Genomic DNA, 16,698 nt, shown 5'->3' with positions numbered 1-16,698 from the left:
CTGCTTAAGGTCCTGCTCAAGGCTCCCACCTCTCACATCCGACCTTTCACATCTATTATGGTACGTTCGCTTACTGCATTATATTTAACACACAATTGTGTTAAGGGTCTTACCCCCATTTCAATGATCGATTTTCTCTGTCGCCTCGCGACGACACAATGTATGATATCATTTTACCTTAAAGGCATATGTCATCAAAATAATATATATCGATATTTATCTTTTGCATACTCTATTTTTCTTTATTTAATTTCGTTTTTCATATATCGACACTCCAGGCTATGTTGAAATAAGTCTATTTTACTTTTCTAAAACTAAGAAAACTATAAACTTACTTGATTAAATAGCTTAAAACTCCTTAGATTGTTCAAAAGGTTTTAAAGTACATAACTTTGTAAACAGCATAAATTTCATTTCTGAATTTTATGATTTTATATAATTATTTGTATATTGTGTCATTTTGTTGTATAATATAATTAAAAATATCATATTCTGTAATTAATGAAAAATTTATCATTAATTGCAGAAATACGACAATGGGGGGACAAAAGATGGCATTAATCAAACTCTTACCTGTCTTTGTAATGGCAGGACTAATGATTTCGGGAATGGATGCTCTACTAGCAGCACCATTAGCAACGATTACAGCTGCAATTATCGCTGTAATTACCGAAAAGTTCAAATTTAAAGACATTGTTGACGCAGCTGTTGATAACGTAAAGGAAATGCAGTATGTATTCTTTATCCTTATGGCAGCATACGGCATGGCAGAGGCTTTCATGGCTACAGGAGTAGGTGCTTCTATTATTAATGTAGCTTTAAAGCTGGGCCTTACAGGTAAAACAGTTGCAGTTACAGGTTTTGTAGTTACATGTATCTTATCCGTTGCAACAGGTACTTCATGGGGAACCTTTGCAGCTTGTGCACCTATATTCTTATGGTTAAACCACATAGTTGGAGGTAATCTGCTTTTAACAACAGCATCAATAGCCGGTGGAGCATGCTTTGGAGATAACATCGGTCTTATTTCAGACACAACTGTTGTTAGCTCAGGTATCCAAAGAGTTGAGGTAATTGATAGAATAAGACATCAAGGTTTTTGGTCTTTATTCTGCATGATAACAACAGGTATAGTTATATTTATTGTAAGTATCAGCCTTGGTCTTCCATCTACAGTTGGAAATGCTGCAGATGCAATCAATCAAGTACCTGAAAATGTTTGGACAGCCCTAAATGAAGCAAGACCATCAGCTGTCAGTCTTTTAAATCAGGTTAAAACAGGAGTTCCTGTATATATGATTATTCCATTACTGCTAGTTCTTGCAGTAGCTATAAAGGGTGTTAATACCCTTGTTTGCCTTGGTATAGGAATTGTTTCTTCTATGATTTTAGGTCTTTTCGCTGGAACAGTTGAAAGCGTATCAGCATTTTTAGATCTTCTTAAAACTGGTTTCTCAGATGCTGGAAGCTGGGTTATAGTAATGATGATGTGGGTCGGAGCCTTTGGTGGTATTATGGGTAAAATGAAGGCGTTTGAACCATTATCAAAATTAGTTTCTCGTATCTCAAAGAGCGTACGTCAGCTTATGTTCTACAATGGCTGTCTATGTCTTTTAGGTAACGCTGCCCTTTCTGATGAAATGGCACAAATCGTTACAATTGGTCCAATCACAAAACAACTTCTAGAGGATAACGTTGAAGGAAGCGAAAAAGATATGTACACACTTCGATTAAGAAACGCTACCTTTGGTGATGCCCTTGGTGTTTTTGGTTCTCAATTAATTCCATGGCACGTATACATAGGTTTCTATACTGGAATTGCAAGTGCAGTTTATCCTCTTCATAAATTCATACCAACCGATATCATTAAATACAACTTTATGGCTATGATTGCAGTAGGAACAATATTAATTTTTACATTAACTGGATTAGACAATTTTATACCTCTATTTAAATTACCAACAGAACCACAGGTAAGATTAAAAAAGAATAATCAAAAAATAAACAATCAAACACATTCAGCATAAAATTAAGGGCAGCATATAAAATTATATGCTGTCCATTTTAATTTTAAAAACTTCAAATTTCCCTCAGGGGTTCCTTGGGGTTATTACATTTTTTTGATTTTGATTGTTAGAAGAATTTAAACCATCAATATTAGCATAGGTGTCAGGAACCTTACCTACTATTATACTTTCAGCTATGGGGATGCTGGAGTTAACAACTACACTGTTTCTGGCTAAAGGAATTACTACCTGAACACTTGCCTTAACATCAAGATATATTATATGCCTTGTTTGATTAATTCCAGCTGCTGAAAATTCAGAACGATAGCTAGAGAAAACGTTCCCAGCAGGTGCCATTTTGAATTTTATTTTAGGACCGTAAAATGCAAATAAATCATTTTTAAACAAAGCTCCAATTGGTATTCTTACCTCCTTTTTCTCCGTCTGCTCTATTCTTTTTTGAACAGACAAAGCAATCTGGGAACAATTCTGTTTAACTCTACAGTATTGGCTTGAATCATAACCACGTTTCCATCCTTATCAGTCTTAATTGTCATTAAGTCATCATAGGATATCTTATTACCAAATTCCTCTCTAATGGTTCCGTTTATAGTTTCCATTGCAACCATTCTAGCCTCATTATCGCAATAGGCCATAAGTATAGGTTTTAAATCCTTGTCTATTTTATAAAAGACAGATAATATAATAACAAAAAATAACCCAATGATAATTGATCTTCTTGCTTTTTTTCCATTAAAGGGCCTACCCAAATACAACACCCCCTTCTTACTATAATATGCATAATCATTAAATTTTGTTACAAAAAAAGAACCAGTTTTCTGGTTCTTTATGCTACTGACTTACTATCAATACTCTCAATCTCATTTATACTTATTTGTCTTGTATGTTTAGTATGACTCCATTCTTTCTTATCCTTATCAATAATTCCTTGAATCGTAATAGGCACCCATGTTAATGTATAGATACCATATAAAAGATACCATACAAATATTTTTAATGACTGCTTTCCCTCTACTGCCAGCAACACAGCTGTGAAAACCAGTAAATAAGCAGTATGAGCTGCAACCGTAACCACAAGCTTCACTGTAGAATCAAATGCCATGTTAAATATTGCTATATTAAAAGAATATAATGTAAAAAATACAAACATTCTTCTTGAGAGCTTATTCTCCAAAGTCATTACAAATGGTGTAAACAAAAACTGGAACATACTGAATATAATCCATACTATCGGATTAAATAAATAGTTGATAACAAATATATTTAAGCCGTGCTCACTGTTGTTCTGAAGGAAAGTAAGTACCGCTGCCAGACCAAATGCAACAATTACAAATGGCTGAATCGTATATATAGCACAATCAAATGCAACAAAATCTCTATCCTTTATAGCCTTTTTCATTAGTTTTGTAAAAAATCTTGAAGCTACATCAGTAAATCCTTGCATCCATCTTTTTCTTTGATTCCATGATTGTTTTAAAGTTAATGGCTTCTCATCATAAATAACTGCATCGTGGGCCCATCCCACCTTATATCCATTGAGAACAAGCTTACAAGTAAACTCTAAATCCTCAGTTAAACATGTAGCTCCCCATCCTAATTCCTTTAAAATTTCTACATCAACACAGAACCCTGTTCCACCTATCTGATTAGACAATCCCAGATTAGCCCTTGATAATTGGAACAACCTGTTTGAAGTCCAAAAAGCTATTGAATATGATTCTGATATCCATGAATCATGTGGGTTTTTACTATCTAAATATCCCTGAACAACCTTATATCCTTCCTGAAGCTTCTTATTCATTTCCTTTAAAAAGTTTCTAGAAGCTAGATTATCAGCGTCAAAAACCACAATGGCATCATATTTTTTGTCCATTTCAAAAATTTTACTGAACATCCATTCAAGGGCATAGCCTTTACCTCTTTTTTCTCCATCAAACCTCTCATAAACAACTGCGCCAAAGTTTCTTGCAACCTCAGCTGTTCCATCAGTACAATTATCTGCTATTACAAAAATATCATATAAATCCTTTGAATAGTCAAGATTTTTAAGGCTTTCGACTATATGTCCAACCACCATCTCCTCATTATGTGCAGCAACTATTAGTGCAAATCTCTTTTCATCGCCTTTATACTCTGTATTATCTTTTTTCTTATAGAGCCCAAAAACAGAAATAACTAAATAATACAAAGTAATTGTAAATACAGAGATTTGAAAAACTGCAGTAGAATTCAGTATAAAATCCTTCATTTTCACTCCTCCAATTTTAAAGATGCAAAGGTTATTATATATCATTCGACGGTTTATGACAATAATCATAAAAGACATCTTAAAATTATTATCATCTCTCCAAGAATTTATTATACTACTTATTGCCTCCAATAACATAGAAGTAGCAATTTATTAAAAATACGTTCACAAAAAGTTTTTAATTTTGCAAATGTGATATACTATAATTTGTAAATTTTAAAAACTTTACATAAATCATCAAACAAAAATAAAAAACAGCAAATAAAATATATTAAAACGATTTTTTAAACTAAATTCAAAACCCAGCAGCTTGATTTGATAGAATAAAATCATGTAGAATGTTATAATATATCGTAAGCATGTCAATAATTAAAATGTGTCCTAGCCTAAAAGGAGGTTAACAATGGAAAAGAAGAAAAGAAAGAAGAAAAAAAGTAAAAATATAATTAAATTCGTTTTTACAACTTTATTGCTGCTTTTCTTTATTATAGCTGCTGCAGGAACAGGAATAACCATTGCAGTTATAAAATCAGCTCCAAACATTGATACAGACATTATTGCAAATTTAAATCAAAGCAGCAAAATTTATGATAAGGATGGTAACTATATTCAGGATTTTGCTGATGGAGAGGTTAGAACAATTATTCCAAGTAATGAGATACCAGATCATCTAAAAAATGCCTTTGTGGCAATAGAGGATGAAAGATTTTACTCTCATCACGGAATAGATTTCAAAAGAATTGGCGGTGCAATAGTTCACGACATACTGACTATGTCAAAGGCTCAAGGTGCCTCAACAATAACTCAGCAGCTTATTAAAAACTATGCCTTAACATCTGAAAAATTATTTACAAGAAAAATACAAGAGATGTATCTTTCTGTACAGATTGAGAGAAAACTTACAAAGGATCAGATTCTTCATGCTTATTTAAACACAATTTATCTTGGTGGCAGAGGTATTTACGGAGTCCAGGCAGCTGCAAATAAATACTTTAATAAAGATGCCAAGGATTTAACTATTGCAGAAAGTGCAGTTTTAGCTGGGCTTATAAAATTCCCTTCAAAATACTATCCTTTAAAGGAAGCTTATCTTAAGGATGAAATTCCTGACAAAATACCATATATGGATAGACAAAGACTTGTATTAAAGAAAATGAGGGAATTAGGATATATAACTGAAGATCAGTATCAACAAGCCCTTCAGGAGAATATTCCTCTTGTTATAAAAAAGGCTCAGGAAGCAAAAAAGGATTCTCAACCTTTAAAATTCCATTGGTTTGTTGACGCTGCAATGGATCAGGTTATATCAGATTTTGCAGCTAAACATAATATCTCAGAAGATGAAGCAGCACAAAGACTTAGAACTGGTGGATACAAGATATACCTTACTATGGACACAAATCTTCAGATTGCTGCACAAAAGGTAATTGACGATGATAAGTATTACAAAAATATTGACCCACTGTTTTCTAAGGAAACAAAAACAACGGGCATTCCTCAACCACAGGCATCAGCTGTTGTAATAGACCATCAGACAGGACAAGTGAGAGCAATAATAGGTGGTAGAAAGGTAAACAAAGGCTCCATAAACAGGGCTACAGAAGTGCGCAGACAGACTGGTTCATCAATTAAGCCACTTGCCGACTATGGCCCAGCAATTGATATGCTTCTTATAAACCCTGGAACGGTTCTAGTGGACGAGCCAATTAATATAGCAGGATATACACCAGATAACGAAGATAACTCCTACCTTGGAAGTATAACAGTTCGTGATGCGCTTAGAAAATCCAGAAACACTGTTGCAGTAAAAGTAGCACAGATGGTAGGTATAAATAATGTCAGAGATTATTTAATGAATAAATTCCATCTACCACTTGATGACAGCGACAGAAATCTTGGTATTGCTCTTGGGGCCTTTAAACACGGATTTACCCCATATGAAATGGCAGCAGCATACGGCGTCTTTGGAAACAATGGTATATATATTGAACCTACAATGTATACAAAAGTAACAGATAAACTTGGAAATGAAATTCTTGTTAAAACTCAATATAACGGAAGAGCACTTTCTCCACAGGCATCTTATCTGACACTTGATATGCTTATAGGCAATAAATCAAACTTTGGAAACATGCCATCCGCTGGTAAAACCGGAACAACAGATAATCGTAAAGAGCTTTGGTACTGTGGTGTAACACCTTATTATTCTGGAGCCGTTATGGTAGGTCATACTAAAAACCTTCCACTGCAAGGAAAAGGATATAAGTTTACAAGTACTGATACCTCAAAAATATGGCAGGCAATAATGAGAGAAGCCCATAAGAACTTACCTTATAAATCATTTACTAAACCCGATGGTATCGTTCCTGTTCAAATATGCCTGGATTCTGGAAAAGTTGCTTCTGAACTTTGCTCACAGGATCCAAGGGGTTCAAGGGTTGCAACACAATGGTTTATCGAAGGCTCTCAGCCTGTGGAAATCTGTGATGAACATGTAAGTGTTATGATAGACAAAAAAACAAATAAACTTGCAACACCTAATTGTCCGCCTTCTGATGTTATAACAAAGGTGTTCTTAAAGAAAGATGTACCAACAGAATACTGTCCTTTACATTCTTCTCCTGGTAATATAAATCCACCAACGGATAACACCAACACAAATCCAGATGAGAATAACAAAGACAACTCAACTGGCAGTACTGAAGGAAATACATCTTTGAATAATACCATTAACAATAATAATTCCCAGGAGAATAAAAAATCAAAAAATCAGTAGCATAAAACAGGGAACCTCAAAAGGTTCCCTTATTTTTTAAAATTACTGCGTTTTAATATCTCATCCATAGCCTTTGTAATTATCGGTGCTCCAATCTCACAGTCATCAAATCCATCCATCTTGCCTGGGTCACCAACCCCTACTATAAATGGTTTTTTAATATCATTTAATATATCAACAGTATCTCCCTTGATTATTTTATCTTCCTTTACTATCCCATGTTTGTCTACAGCTCTATTTACTAAATTTCCATTTTGATCTATTGAACAGTCAATTTTTATTCCCATGACTCCATTTGTATTTGAAGCAACGGCTATTACTCCAAGAACATCAACATCTGGAGATTTTAAAATATACTCCATTGCCTCCTCTCCTGAGCCCTTATTAGTATCGCCCCTATCATCAACCATAACTACTACCGGATCATATTTCGCCTGCTTTATATACTCCACAATCTCTGCACCTGTCAAAGGAGTGGGATTCCCCGCTGATCTTGAAATACATCTGCCGCCAATATTTTTAGCTGCAATCTCTACGGCTCTTTGTGCAGCCCTGTCACCATCAGTAACCAATATTACTTTTCTTTTCATACAAACCTCTCCTTAACTTTTTGCCCTTGGGTTAAAAATAATAGCCATCAAATACCCAAAGAATATTGCGGCTGCAATTCCAGCTGCCGTTGCCTTTATACCTCCAGTAAAGGCACCAATAATACCCATTTCCTTTACATCTTTTATTGCTCCCTTTGCCAAAGCATATCCAAAACCAGGAAGGGGCACAGTAGCTCCGGCCTTACCATATTCAACGATTGGATCATATATTCCTATGGCTCCTAAAATAACCCCAGCAGTAACAAAACTTACAAGTATCCTGGCTGGCGTAAAACTTGTTTTATCCATAAGTATCTGTCCAATAAGGCATATCGTTCCTCCAACAATAAAGGCTCTAATATAATCCATATTATCCCATCCTTTCTATGGTAACCCCATGGGCTATGCCTGGAATAGATTCTCCCTGCATAGTACTGGTTGGACTTAACAGTGCTCCTGTAGAAATAAGTAAAACCTTTTTCAGATTTTTATTTAACAATTGATTATAAAGATATCCACAAAACACAACAGCAGAACATCCGCATCCACTGCCTCCTGCATGAACATCCTGATTTTCAAGATCAAAAATCTCAACACCGCAATCTGTAAAATTAGAGGATATGTCATACCCATTTTTAAACACCAAATCAACCGTTAAATCTCTACCCACTTTACCTAAGTCTCCAGTTATGATTAAATCATAATCCTTAGCATCAAAGCCTGTATCCTTAAAATGCCTTAAAATAGTGTCTGCTGCAGCTGGTGCCATAGCTGCCCCCATATTATTTGCATCCTTTATTCCAAAATCCATTACCCTTCCTGTTGTTACATAGGTTATATAAGGTCCATTCCCCTTTTTTGCAAGAACTGCAGCTCCAGAACCGGTAACAGTCCACTGTGATGTAGGTGGTCTTTGATTTCCATGCTCCAATGGAAACCTGAACTGTCTCTCAGCTGAACAGAAATGGCTGGAGGTAGCAGCAACCACATAATCAGAATATCCTCCATCTATGTTCATAGCCCCAAGGCTTAAGGATTCAGTCATTGTTGAACAAGCTCCATACAAACCGAAAAAAGGTATCTGAAGCTCCCTCGCTGCAAAACTAGATGAAATTATCTGATTTAAAAGATCTCCTCCAAAATAATAATCAATATCCTGAGGCTTTAGTTTTGCTTTTTCTATGGCATTTCTCACAGCTTCTCTTACCATCTTAGATTCAGCCTTTTCCCAGGATTTCTCCCCAAACAAATCATCCTCTAATTTTATATCAAAGTATTCTCTTAAAGGACCCTCTGACTCCTTTGGCCCAACTATGGATGAAGTTGAAATTATTGAGGGAGGATTTTTTAATTTTACAGTTTGTAACCCAAGCTTCTTCTCTGCCATTATCTCACCTCATTTAAGGAAATAGTAAATTATCCCAACAATAACTGATGATGATATTCCATAAACAAGTACCGGTCCTGCAATAACGAACATTTTAGCTCCAACTCCAAAAACATAACCTTCTCTTTTAAACTCCATGGCAGGAGATACAATTGAGTTTGAAAAACCTGTTATTGGAACTATTGAACCTGCCCCTGCATGCTTTCCAATGTCATCATATACACCAAGCCCCGTTAAAAACGCACCTAAAAACACCATTACCGCAGCGTTATAATAACTTACATCTTCCTTTGGAATACCCAGTGAAAGAAAAGTATTCATAAAAAACTGACCTATATCACATATCAGCCCACCGACAACGAAGGCCATTACACAATCCTTAACAAATTTAGAAGTTGGATTTTTTTTATGTACTATTTTTTCAAAATCCTTCTTTAATTTTTCTTCCATCTTCTTTTCCATAAAATCACCTGCTATCCTTTATTTTGTCACTTTCTCCAACAAAGCCAGTTGAAAAATCAACTCGAACTTTTCCATAGTCATATCTTGAATATTTATCCTCCCTTTGTTTAACAATAGATACATCTTGCTTTTTTGCATCGTTAAACATTAACCCACCTCCATTTATATATTATTTTCCCAATTTTTTCGATTTTAATGTAAAATATCTCTCAAAAAATAAAAATAACCCACCTAAATAGGATACCCCATATTTAGGTGAGTCATTCTTTTAATTTAAATCATATTACTTCGCATAAATTTAATCACTTTTTTCTCAATTCTAGAAACCTGAACCTGAGAAATTCCAAGCTTCTCAGCAATCTGACTCTGGGTTAAATCATTAAAATACCTAAGCATTATTACCTGTCTTGCCTTTGGCTCCAATCTGTTTATAAGCTCCTTCAAAGCAACCTTGTCTATTACATCTGAACCATAATCCCTGTCCTCACTTATTTTGTCTATCAATAGCACTGGGGAACCGTCATCCTGATGAATGGTGTCATACAGATATTCTGGAGCAGACATACTCTCAAGGCTCATAATAACGTCTTCTGAGGTTATACAAAGCTCATCGGCAATCTCCTTGACACTTACTTCTCTTCCATACTCATTGGTCAATCGTTCCTTAACAATCTTAACCTTTTTCGCAATTTCCTTTATGTTTCTGCTTACTTTAACCGGACCATCGTCACGTAAAAACCTTTTTATTTCTCCTATTATCATAGGAACGGCATATGTAGAAAACCTGACATTAAAGTTAGGATCAAAATTCTTAACAGCTTTTATCAGCCCTATACATCCAATTTGATAAAGATCATCATACTCATAGCCCCTGTTTAAAAACTTCTTAACGATTGCAGATACAAGCCCAATGTTTCTCTGAACCAATATATCCTGTGCTTCCTTGTCCCCTTGTTTTATTCTATTAATAAGCTCAATAACTTCGTCATGTTCAAGTATATTACTACCGTTGGGTGCATTATCCATCATATTAATCTCCCCAGGATTATATTAATTTAAATTCTTTAGTCATTAAAATTCTTGTGCCTTTTCCGATTTCAGACTCCACAATAAGGCTATCCATAAAAGTTTCCATAACAGTAAAGCCCATTCCTGATCTTTCTAATTCCGGTTTAGATGTATATAAAGGCTGTCTTGCTAAATCTATATTTTCAATTCCTTTACCGTTATCCAAGACCTCCACTGTCAAAGTCCTATCACTTATTTTACATTTTATCGTAACTATACCTGAGCCATTTTCATAACCGTGAATTATAGCATTGGTAACTGCTTCAGAAACAGCAGTTTTTACATCTGAAAGTTCTTCTAAAGTAGGATCAAGTTGTGACGCAAAGGCTGCAACCACAATCCTTGCAAAGGACTCATTCTGCGATTTACTTGGAAACTCAACTTTCATTTCATTCTCAAACATGTTATATCCCCCTTACCAGTTCATAACAGCTTCATCTAAGGTGTTATATTCTTTTATAATTTTTAAAAGCCCGCCAAGTTCAAATACCCTTTTAATGTTAGGTCTAAGATTAATAATCCCAACCTTTCCTCCAAAATCTGCAACCTTTCTGTATCTTCCTATTACAACACCTATACCAGAACTGTCCATAAAATTTACACCTGAAAAATCAAAAACAAGGTTGATTGCACCAGTTTCATCTATCTTATTATCAATCTTAACTCTTGCACTTTCAGAGGAGTGATGATCTAACTCACCTTCTAAAGCTACAACAAGCGTGTTTCCCCGTTGATTAAATTTTAAAAGCATATTTTTATCCCCCCGCTAACATTTTATAACTTATATATTCTATAAATAGATATTTTTTCCTTTTTACCATCTATATAATTAGTTTTACAAATTCCTTTAAAAAATGGCATTTTTCTATTGTACAAGCACCTTAATTATTCCCCAACATAACATATTTTATACATTAAATCTTTATCCCGGTAAAACAATGTGAATAACTGGGTTTTTTAAAACCTTTTTAGCTATATCTTTAACATCATCAACATTAATATCGCTTATGACATCTAAATAATTCTGAAATTCCAACGGATTTTTATAATCCATCTCACCATCAAGTAGATAATCCACTAAATTAGAGGATGACTCCATATCTATAGCTGCATCCGTAAAAAAGGATTCCTTTAAAAGATTTAAAACCTCATCATCAATCAGTACCTCCTGATTTATAAATCTATTAATGATATCCTCAATTATAGTTAAGCTTTCCTTTAAATTTTCCTCCGATATACCTGCATATATATAGAACATTTCAATATTTTTCGTATAATCTATACTGCTGTAAACACTATAAGCATATCCCTTCCTGTCCCTCAGTTCCTTAAAGAGAACCGAATTAGCTCCTGCACCAAGCTTTTTGTTTAAAAGTGCAAGGGCAGCTTCCTCCCTCTTAGAAAGACCTTGAATATCAAAGGCATAAATCACATGTGTCTGTTCTATTCCTTTTTTGTGCCTTATAACCTTTTGAGGAATAAAATTTCTTGAAAATCTTTCAGGCTCCTTTAACTCATTAGGCTGCCAATCTCCAAAATACCTCTCAACCATATCCAATATCTCATCATGGGAATAAGAACTTACTATACAAATCACAGTGTTATTGGGTACATAGTACCTTTTATAATGCTCAATCAACATATCTCTCTTTATTTTTTTTACGGATTTTAAGGTTCCTGCAATATGGTATTTATACCAATAGTCCGGGAAGGTTGCCCTGTATAATCCTAAAAAAGAAACTTCCTCAGCATCATCCTGTTCCATCTTTATTTCTTCACATATCACATTTTTCTCAAGCCTTATTTCCCTCTGTGGAAACACAGAATTTTTCAGCATATCTGAAGCAATTTCAATAGATGCTTCAGCCTTGTTTTTCATAATATCAATTGTTAAAACCGTCTGATGGTATGTGGTATAAATATCAAATTCATTTGCCAGTTTTTCAATATCATCGTTTAACTTATCCACATCTCTGTTTTTTGTTCCCTTGAAAAGCATGTGTTCAATCATATGGGATATTCCATTATTCTTTTCATCCTCATATAAAGAACCTACCCTGACACCAATTCCCATGGAAAAAACATTACTTTCCCTGTATGACGTTATAATTGTTAAGCCATTTTTTAAAATTGTTTTATTAAAATCAATCTCCTTCATCAACTTCCCTCACTACCAAATATTTTACTCTTAAATTTCATAAATTAGGATAACATGAAAACAATGAAATATCATCATATAATCATAAATTTATTTTCGTATATTAACACATATATAAGAGAATTCCAAGTATTTTCACAATAAATGTTGTAAAAATCAATCTTTAATGATAAAATGCACTATGTAACTTAAAAATGCTAATAATATAGTATTATACATATACGAATAGGAGGATTGCACTATGGATTTATGGTTAAAAGAAATGCAGCTTGAAGATGCTGGTATTGCTATGACTTATAAAGTAAAAGAAACACTAGTTAGAAAGAAAACTCAGTTCCAGGACCTTGCAATCGTTGACACAGAAGTTTTTGGAAGAATGCTGGTTCTTGATGGTATTGTACAGACAACTATAAAGGATGAATTTGTATATCATGAAATGATATCTCACATTCCTTTATTCACACATCCAAACCCAAAGAAGGTTTTAGTTGTAGGTGGAGGAGATGGTGGAGCTATAAGAGAAATCCTTAGACACCCATCAGTAGAAAAGGCTGTTCTTTGCGAAATTGACGGAGATGTTGTTGAAGAATGTAAGAAATATCTTCCTGAGATAAGCTGTGCACTTGATGATCCAAGATGTGAAGTCTTCATAGGAGATGGTATCAAATACGTTAAAGAGCATAAAAATGAATTTGACGTTATAATAGTTGACTCAACAGATCCATTCAGTATAGCTGAAGGATTATTTGGCGGCAATTTCTACAAAGACATATATGAATCATTGACAGAGGACGGAATATTTATTGCCCAGACAGAAACTCCATTCTACTTACCTGAAACAGTTAAAAAAGTTTTCAGCGATGCTAAGGCAATATTCCCTGTAACAAAAATGTTCATGGCTGCTATACCTACATATCCAGGAGGATATTGGAGCTTTACAGTTGGTTCAAAGAAATACGATCCATCACAGGTTGACATAACAAAAATCCCTGAAATGGATACAAAATACTATACACCTGAAATTCATAAAGCATGTTTCGTACTTCCAAAATACGTTCAAGATGTAATCAGTGAATAAAAATATTGGGATGAGGCATCAGCACTAAAAAATGCTAATACCTCATCCCTTTTACTTATATATTTTGAAATTTTTTGTCATCCTAAATATGAGGTGATTATATGATTTTAGTTAAAAATGCAAATGTTTTTGCACCAGATAAACTTGGAAAGAAAGATATTCTGATTTCCTTTAACAAAATTGCATATATTTCAGACAACATAGATGTTCCTGGTGGTAATTTTCCCGAAATTGAAGTTATAGATGCTGAAAACCTTATTGCAGTTCCTGGAATCATTGACCTCCATGTTCATATAATCGGCGGCGGAGGTGAAGGTGGTTATATCACAAGAACCCCTGAGCTTATGCTTACAGATTTTACTCTAAACGGTATAACAACAGTAGTTGGCTGCCTTGGAACAGATGGAATAACTCGAAATATGGCAAACCTCATTGCAAAATCAAGGGCACTTGATATTGAAGGTATATCAACCTACTCATGGACAGGTTGTTATGAGGTTCCAACCAGAACCCTTACCAACAGTGCCCGTGGAGATATAGTTCTTGTGGATAAAATAATTGGAATTGGTGAAATCGCAGTGTCAGACCATCGCTCAACCCATCCAACTCAAAAGGAATTAGTCTATCTAGCCTCAGAGGCTAGAGTTGGCGGTATGCTCTCTGGAAAATGTGGAATTCTCCACATACATTTAGGTGATGGAAAAGAAAAACTTGACCCAGTGATTAGCCTGACTAAAGAACATGAAATTCCCTACGAAAACATACTTCCAACCCATATCAACCGTAACAAGGCTTTGTTTGAACAATCAGTGGAATATGCAAAGGAGGAGGATTTGTTGATATTACAACAGGTATTGTTCCTGAAGGCGATGATGCTCTGTACCCCTTCAAAGCCTATGAAATCCTTTTAAACAATGAAGTATCACCCTATCAAATAACAATGAGCTCCGATGCAGGTGGAAGTCTTCCTATATTTGATAACACAGGCAAACTTATTAAAATGGGAGTGGGCTCACCTTCCACTAATCTTAAAACCCTGAAGGAATGTGTTGAAAATGGTATACCCCTTGAGACAGCTTTAATTCCATTTACCTCATCCCCTGCAAAACTATTAAAACTTAAAGATAAAGGCAGTCTTAAAGAGAGTTTTGATGCCGATATGCTGCTTCTGGATGAAAAATTACAGCCACATACTGTAATCTCAAGGGGAAGAATAATGGTTGCAAACTATAAACCAACTGTATTGGGAACCTTTCAGAGCTGAAATTATAAAATGTCAAAAAAGTCCACGGCATGCCCTAAGACACTTCCATGGACTTTTTATTTATAACCTCTCTATAAACCATCTGTTACTTTCAATTTCCCACCTGAGTTCCACAGGATCACATCTGCCTTCAACCTGACACAGATAAATATAACATTCTCTTAAATTTCTTCTCTCCTTCCAGCTTTTCATAACCCTGTTTACCCTTAAATTCCCCTGGCTATATGTAACAACTACAGGATTTACGTTATTCTTCTCAAATAAAACCATTGCATCAACTATTTCTCTAACCATTTTCATAAATTTCCACCACCTTTATTAAAAGGATTCATTGGTGTCCATTCCTTATCAGATACTATATTTATACTTTTATGACTCTCATTTACCATCATAGAAGCCCTTACTATAGCATTTTTACCGTATTTATCCCTTATTGTATCCATGCATCTATCTAGAACTTCATTTTTTTGAACAGCCTTTTCTTCAAAAAAGCTCATCTGTTTAAAGCCGCTGCTTTCCCTGAGCCCAGTTACTCTGACACCTAAAAGCCTGATTCTGTTTTCATTCACCCAATTTTCACTTAAAAGCTTCAGAGCGTTTTTATGTATTTCATAGGTTGTATCCGTATGATGATAGATTTTCCGCTGCCTTACAAAGGTATTAAAATCACTGGTTCTAACAGTTATCTCAATAACATCACCCTCAAGGCCATGTTCACGAAGCCTTTTGCCTACACTTTCACTAAGAACCATTAAAACCTCAGAGGCCTCCTCTAAATTTACAATATCCCTTGGAGTGGTAATGGAATTTCCTATACCCTTAGCTGTCTCCCTTAAGGTTGATACCTTAGAGTTGTCAATGCCGTTGGCAAAGTACCAAAGATATCTTCCAACCTTCCCAAAACGTTTTTCAATAAAACTTAATGATGAATTGGCCAAATCTCCTATTGTAAAAATTCCTATGTCATTAAGTTTAATCCTGGTTTTTCTTCCAACACCCATAAGATCATTAATTGGAAGAGGCCAAATTACCTTTTCTAAATCCTCCTTCATGACAACGGTAGTGGCATCTGGTTTTTTTAAGTCAGATGCCATTTTTGCAACCAATTTACAATATGATACACCTACACTGGCTGTGATATTAAGCTCATCTTTAATTTTATGTCTTATTTTATCTGCAATCTCTGCCCCATCCCCAAATAAATGTTCACAACCTGTAACATCAACCCAGGCCTCATCTATACTAAATTGCTCAACATCCGGGCTAAAACTCCTTAAAATGTCCATAACCCTTATTGAATAAGACATGTAATTTTTGAAATTTGGTTTTACAAGTACAAGATTAGGACAAAGGTTTTTAGCATCTCCAACAGTCATACCTGTCTTAACTCCAAATTTCCTTGCCTCGTATGAAGATGTAAGTATAATACCGGTTCTTTTTTCCTTATCCCCTGCCACAGCAACAGGAAGACCTTCAAGGTCAGGATTTAAAGCTTGTTCCACCGATGCATAAAATGCGTTTAAATCCACATGAAGTATTTTTCTCATAATAGCCCTCCCGAACATTTGTTCGCATAATCTATTATACTCCTTTTTTGAAAAAATAAAACCCCAGATTTTAAAAAAACGACGATAAATTCC

19 protein-coding genes are annotated in these 16,698 nt (G+C 34.8%); 5 read left to right on the top strand and 14 right to left on the bottom strand.

Annotation, left to right across the window (positions count from 1 at the left end; genetic code table 11):
* Positions 1-551 precede the first annotated feature (551 nt).
* Positions 552-2,027, top strand: a complete 1,476-nt coding sequence (locus Q428_RS09380) for a Na+/H+ antiporter NhaC family protein (protein WP_035380342.1) — start codon at positions 552-554, stop codon at positions 2,025-2,027.
* Positions 2,028-2,090: 63 nt separating this feature from the next.
* Here the strand turns inward: Q428_RS09380 and yunB are convergent, their stop codons facing one another.
* From yunB to Q428_RS09370, 3 genes are all read right to left on the bottom strand, one after another.
* Entirely contained in the window at positions 2,091-2,477 is a 387-nt protein-coding gene (gene yunB, locus Q428_RS14580) for a sporulation protein YunB (RefSeq protein ID WP_051515094.1), read from the bottom strand.
* On the bottom strand, positions 2,456-2,776 hold the full coding sequence (locus tag Q428_RS14575; protein ID WP_051515093.1) for a hypothetical protein: 321 nt from the start codon (positions 2,774-2,776) through the stop codon (positions 2,456-2,458). Before Q428_RS14575 ends, yunB begins: the two co-directional genes overlap by 22 nt.
* A 77-nt stretch (positions 2,777-2,853) precedes the next feature.
* A complete protein-coding gene (locus Q428_RS09370) occupies positions 2,854-4,275 on the bottom strand; it encodes a glycosyltransferase family 2 protein (RefSeq protein WP_035380340.1) in 1,422 nt (473 codons plus the stop codon).
* Positions 4,276-4,678: 403 nt separating this feature from the next.
* Between Q428_RS09370 and Q428_RS09365 the strand changes: the two genes are divergently transcribed.
* On the top strand, positions 4,679-7,051 hold the full coding sequence (locus Q428_RS09365; protein ID WP_035380338.1) for a transglycosylase domain-containing protein: 2,373 nt from the start codon (positions 4,679-4,681) through the stop codon (positions 7,049-7,051).
* A gap of 29 nt (positions 7,052-7,080) precedes the next feature.
* Here the strand turns inward: Q428_RS09365 and spoVAEA are convergent, their stop codons facing one another.
* The 9 genes from spoVAEA to Q428_RS09325 form a co-directional block, all read right to left on the bottom strand.
* Positions 7,081-7,641 (bottom strand): stage V sporulation protein SpoVABEA, encoded by a 561-nt coding sequence (spoVAEA, locus tag Q428_RS09360; RefSeq protein ID WP_035380336.1) that lies wholly within the window; start codon positions 7,639-7,641, stop codon positions 7,081-7,083.
* Positions 7,642-7,653: 12 nt separating this feature from the next.
* Complete coding sequence (gene spoVAE, locus Q428_RS09355; RefSeq protein WP_035380334.1) at positions 7,654-8,010, bottom strand: stage V sporulation protein AE; 357 nt, start codon at positions 8,008-8,010, stop codon at positions 7,654-7,656.
* 1 nt (position 8,011) lies between these two features.
* Positions 8,012-9,028 (bottom strand): stage V sporulation protein AD, encoded by a 1,017-nt coding sequence (gene spoVAD / locus Q428_RS09350; RefSeq protein WP_035380333.1) that lies wholly within the window; start codon positions 9,026-9,028, stop codon positions 8,012-8,014.
* 9 nt (positions 9,029-9,037) lie between these two features.
* Positions 9,038-9,490, bottom strand: coding sequence for a stage V sporulation protein AC (gene spoVAC / locus Q428_RS09345; protein WP_152539109.1), 453 nt, complete (start codon positions 9,488-9,490; stop codon positions 9,038-9,040).
* 4 nt (positions 9,491-9,494) lie between these two features.
* Positions 9,495-9,638 (bottom strand): hypothetical protein, encoded by a 144-nt coding sequence (locus tag Q428_RS15435; protein WP_161633614.1) that lies wholly within the window; start codon positions 9,636-9,638, stop codon positions 9,495-9,497.
* Positions 9,639-9,763: 125 nt separating this feature from the next.
* Positions 9,764-10,516 (bottom strand): RNA polymerase sporulation sigma factor SigF, encoded by a 753-nt coding sequence (gene sigF, locus Q428_RS09340; RefSeq protein WP_423219585.1) that lies wholly within the window; start codon positions 10,514-10,516, stop codon positions 9,764-9,766.
* A gap of 19 nt (positions 10,517-10,535) precedes the next feature.
* Positions 10,536-10,961: an anti-sigma F factor gene (gene spoIIAB, locus Q428_RS09335; protein ID WP_035380329.1), complete on the bottom strand. Its 426-nt coding sequence runs from the start codon at positions 10,959-10,961 to the stop codon at positions 10,536-10,538.
* 12 nt (positions 10,962-10,973) lie between these two features.
* A complete protein-coding gene (gene spoIIAA, locus Q428_RS09330; RefSeq protein ID WP_035380327.1) occupies positions 10,974-11,309 on the bottom strand; it encodes an anti-sigma F factor antagonist in 336 nt (111 codons plus the stop codon).
* Positions 11,310-11,480: 171 nt separating this feature from the next.
* A complete protein-coding gene (locus tag Q428_RS09325; RefSeq protein ID WP_035380325.1) occupies positions 11,481-12,716 on the bottom strand; it encodes a M16 family metallopeptidase in 1,236 nt (411 codons plus the stop codon).
* Positions 12,717-12,957: 241 nt separating this feature from the next.
* Here Q428_RS09325 and speE point away from each other — a divergent pair, with 241 nt between their 5' ends.
* From speE to Q428_RS16555, 3 genes are all read left to right on the top strand, one after another.
* Complete coding sequence (speE, locus tag Q428_RS09320) at positions 12,958-13,794, top strand: polyamine aminopropyltransferase (protein WP_035380323.1); 837 nt, start codon at positions 12,958-12,960, stop codon at positions 13,792-13,794.
* A gap of 101 nt (positions 13,795-13,895) precedes the next feature.
* Complete coding sequence (iadA, locus tag Q428_RS09315; protein WP_341349023.1) at positions 13,896-14,705, top strand: beta-aspartyl-peptidase; 810 nt, start codon at positions 13,896-13,898, stop codon at positions 14,703-14,705.
* 29 nt (positions 14,706-14,734) lie between these two features.
* On the top strand, positions 14,735-15,058 hold the full coding sequence (locus tag Q428_RS16555) for an amidohydrolase family protein (RefSeq protein WP_341349022.1): 324 nt from the start codon (positions 14,735-14,737) through the stop codon (positions 15,056-15,058).
* 60 nt (positions 15,059-15,118) lie between these two features.
* On the opposite strand, the gene Q428_RS09310 is transcribed toward Q428_RS16555, so the two are convergent.
* Together Q428_RS09310 and dinB are read right to left on the bottom strand one after the other, a co-directional pair.
* Positions 15,119-15,358, bottom strand: coding sequence for a hypothetical protein (locus Q428_RS09310; protein WP_035380321.1), 240 nt, complete (start codon positions 15,356-15,358; stop codon positions 15,119-15,121).
* Positions 15,355-16,605, bottom strand: coding sequence for a DNA polymerase IV (gene dinB / locus Q428_RS09305; protein WP_035380319.1), 1,251 nt, complete (start codon positions 16,603-16,605; stop codon positions 15,355-15,357). Before dinB ends, Q428_RS09310 begins: the two co-directional genes overlap by 4 nt.
* Between the last annotated feature and the right edge of the window lie 93 nt (positions 16,606-16,698).

The sequence above is a fragment of the Fervidicella metallireducens AeB genome (genome assembly GCF_000601455.1).
Lineage (GTDB): Bacteria > Bacillota > Clostridia > Clostridiales > Caloramatoraceae > Fervidicella > Fervidicella metallireducens.
This window is presented reverse-complemented; position numbering and strand designations above follow the sequence as displayed.

Coding starts and splice junctions, on each gene's coding strand:
- Q428_RS09380 (WP_035380342.1), top strand. CDS start 552: ATGGCATTAATCAAACTCTTACCTGTCTTTGTAATGGCAGGACTAATG.
- Q428_RS09370 (WP_035380340.1), bottom strand. CDS start 4,275: ATGAAGGATTTTATACTGAATTCTACTGCAGTTTTTCAAATCTCTGTA.
- Q428_RS09365 (WP_035380338.1), top strand. CDS start 4,679: ATGGAAAAGAAGAAAAGAAAGAAGAAAAAAAGTAAAAATATAATTAAA.
- spoVAEA (WP_035380336.1), bottom strand. CDS start 7,641: ATGAAAAGAAAAGTAATATTGGTTACTGATGGTGACAGGGCTGCACAA.
- spoVAE (WP_035380334.1), bottom strand. CDS start 8,010: ATGGATTATATTAGAGCCTTTATTGTTGGAGGAACGATATGCCTTATT.
- spoVAD (WP_035380333.1), bottom strand. CDS start 9,028: ATGGCAGAGAAGAAGCTTGGGTTACAAACTGTAAAATTAAAAAATCCT.
- spoVAC (WP_152539109.1), bottom strand. CDS start 9,490: ATGGAAAAGAAGATGGAAGAAAAATTAAAGAAGGATTTTGAAAAAATA.
- Q428_RS15435 (WP_161633614.1), bottom strand. CDS start 9,638: ATGTTTAACGATGCAAAAAAGCAAGATGTATCTATTGTTAAACAAAGG.
- sigF (WP_423219585.1), bottom strand. CDS start 10,516: ATGGATAATGCACCCAACGGTAGTAATATACTTGAACATGACGAAGTT.
- spoIIAB (WP_035380329.1), bottom strand. CDS start 10,961: ATGTTTGAGAATGAAATGAAAGTTGAGTTTCCAAGTAAATCGCAGAAT.
- spoIIAA (WP_035380327.1), bottom strand. CDS start 11,309: ATGCTTTTAAAATTTAATCAACGGGGAAACACGCTTGTTGTAGCTTTA.
- Q428_RS09325 (WP_035380325.1), bottom strand. CDS start 12,716: ATGAAGGAGATTGATTTTAATAAAACAATTTTAAAAAATGGCTTAACA.
- speE (WP_035380323.1), top strand. CDS start 12,958: ATGGATTTATGGTTAAAAGAAATGCAGCTTGAAGATGCTGGTATTGCT.
- iadA (WP_341349023.1), top strand. CDS start 13,896: ATGATTTTAGTTAAAAATGCAAATGTTTTTGCACCAGATAAACTTGGA.
- Q428_RS16555 (WP_341349022.1), top strand. CDS start 14,735: ATGAGCTCCGATGCAGGTGGAAGTCTTCCTATATTTGATAACACAGGC.
- Q428_RS09310 (WP_035380321.1), bottom strand. CDS start 15,358: ATGAAAATGGTTAGAGAAATAGTTGATGCAATGGTTTTATTTGAGAAG.
- dinB (WP_035380319.1), bottom strand. CDS start 16,605: ATGAGAAAAATACTTCATGTGGATTTAAACGCATTTTATGCATCGGTG.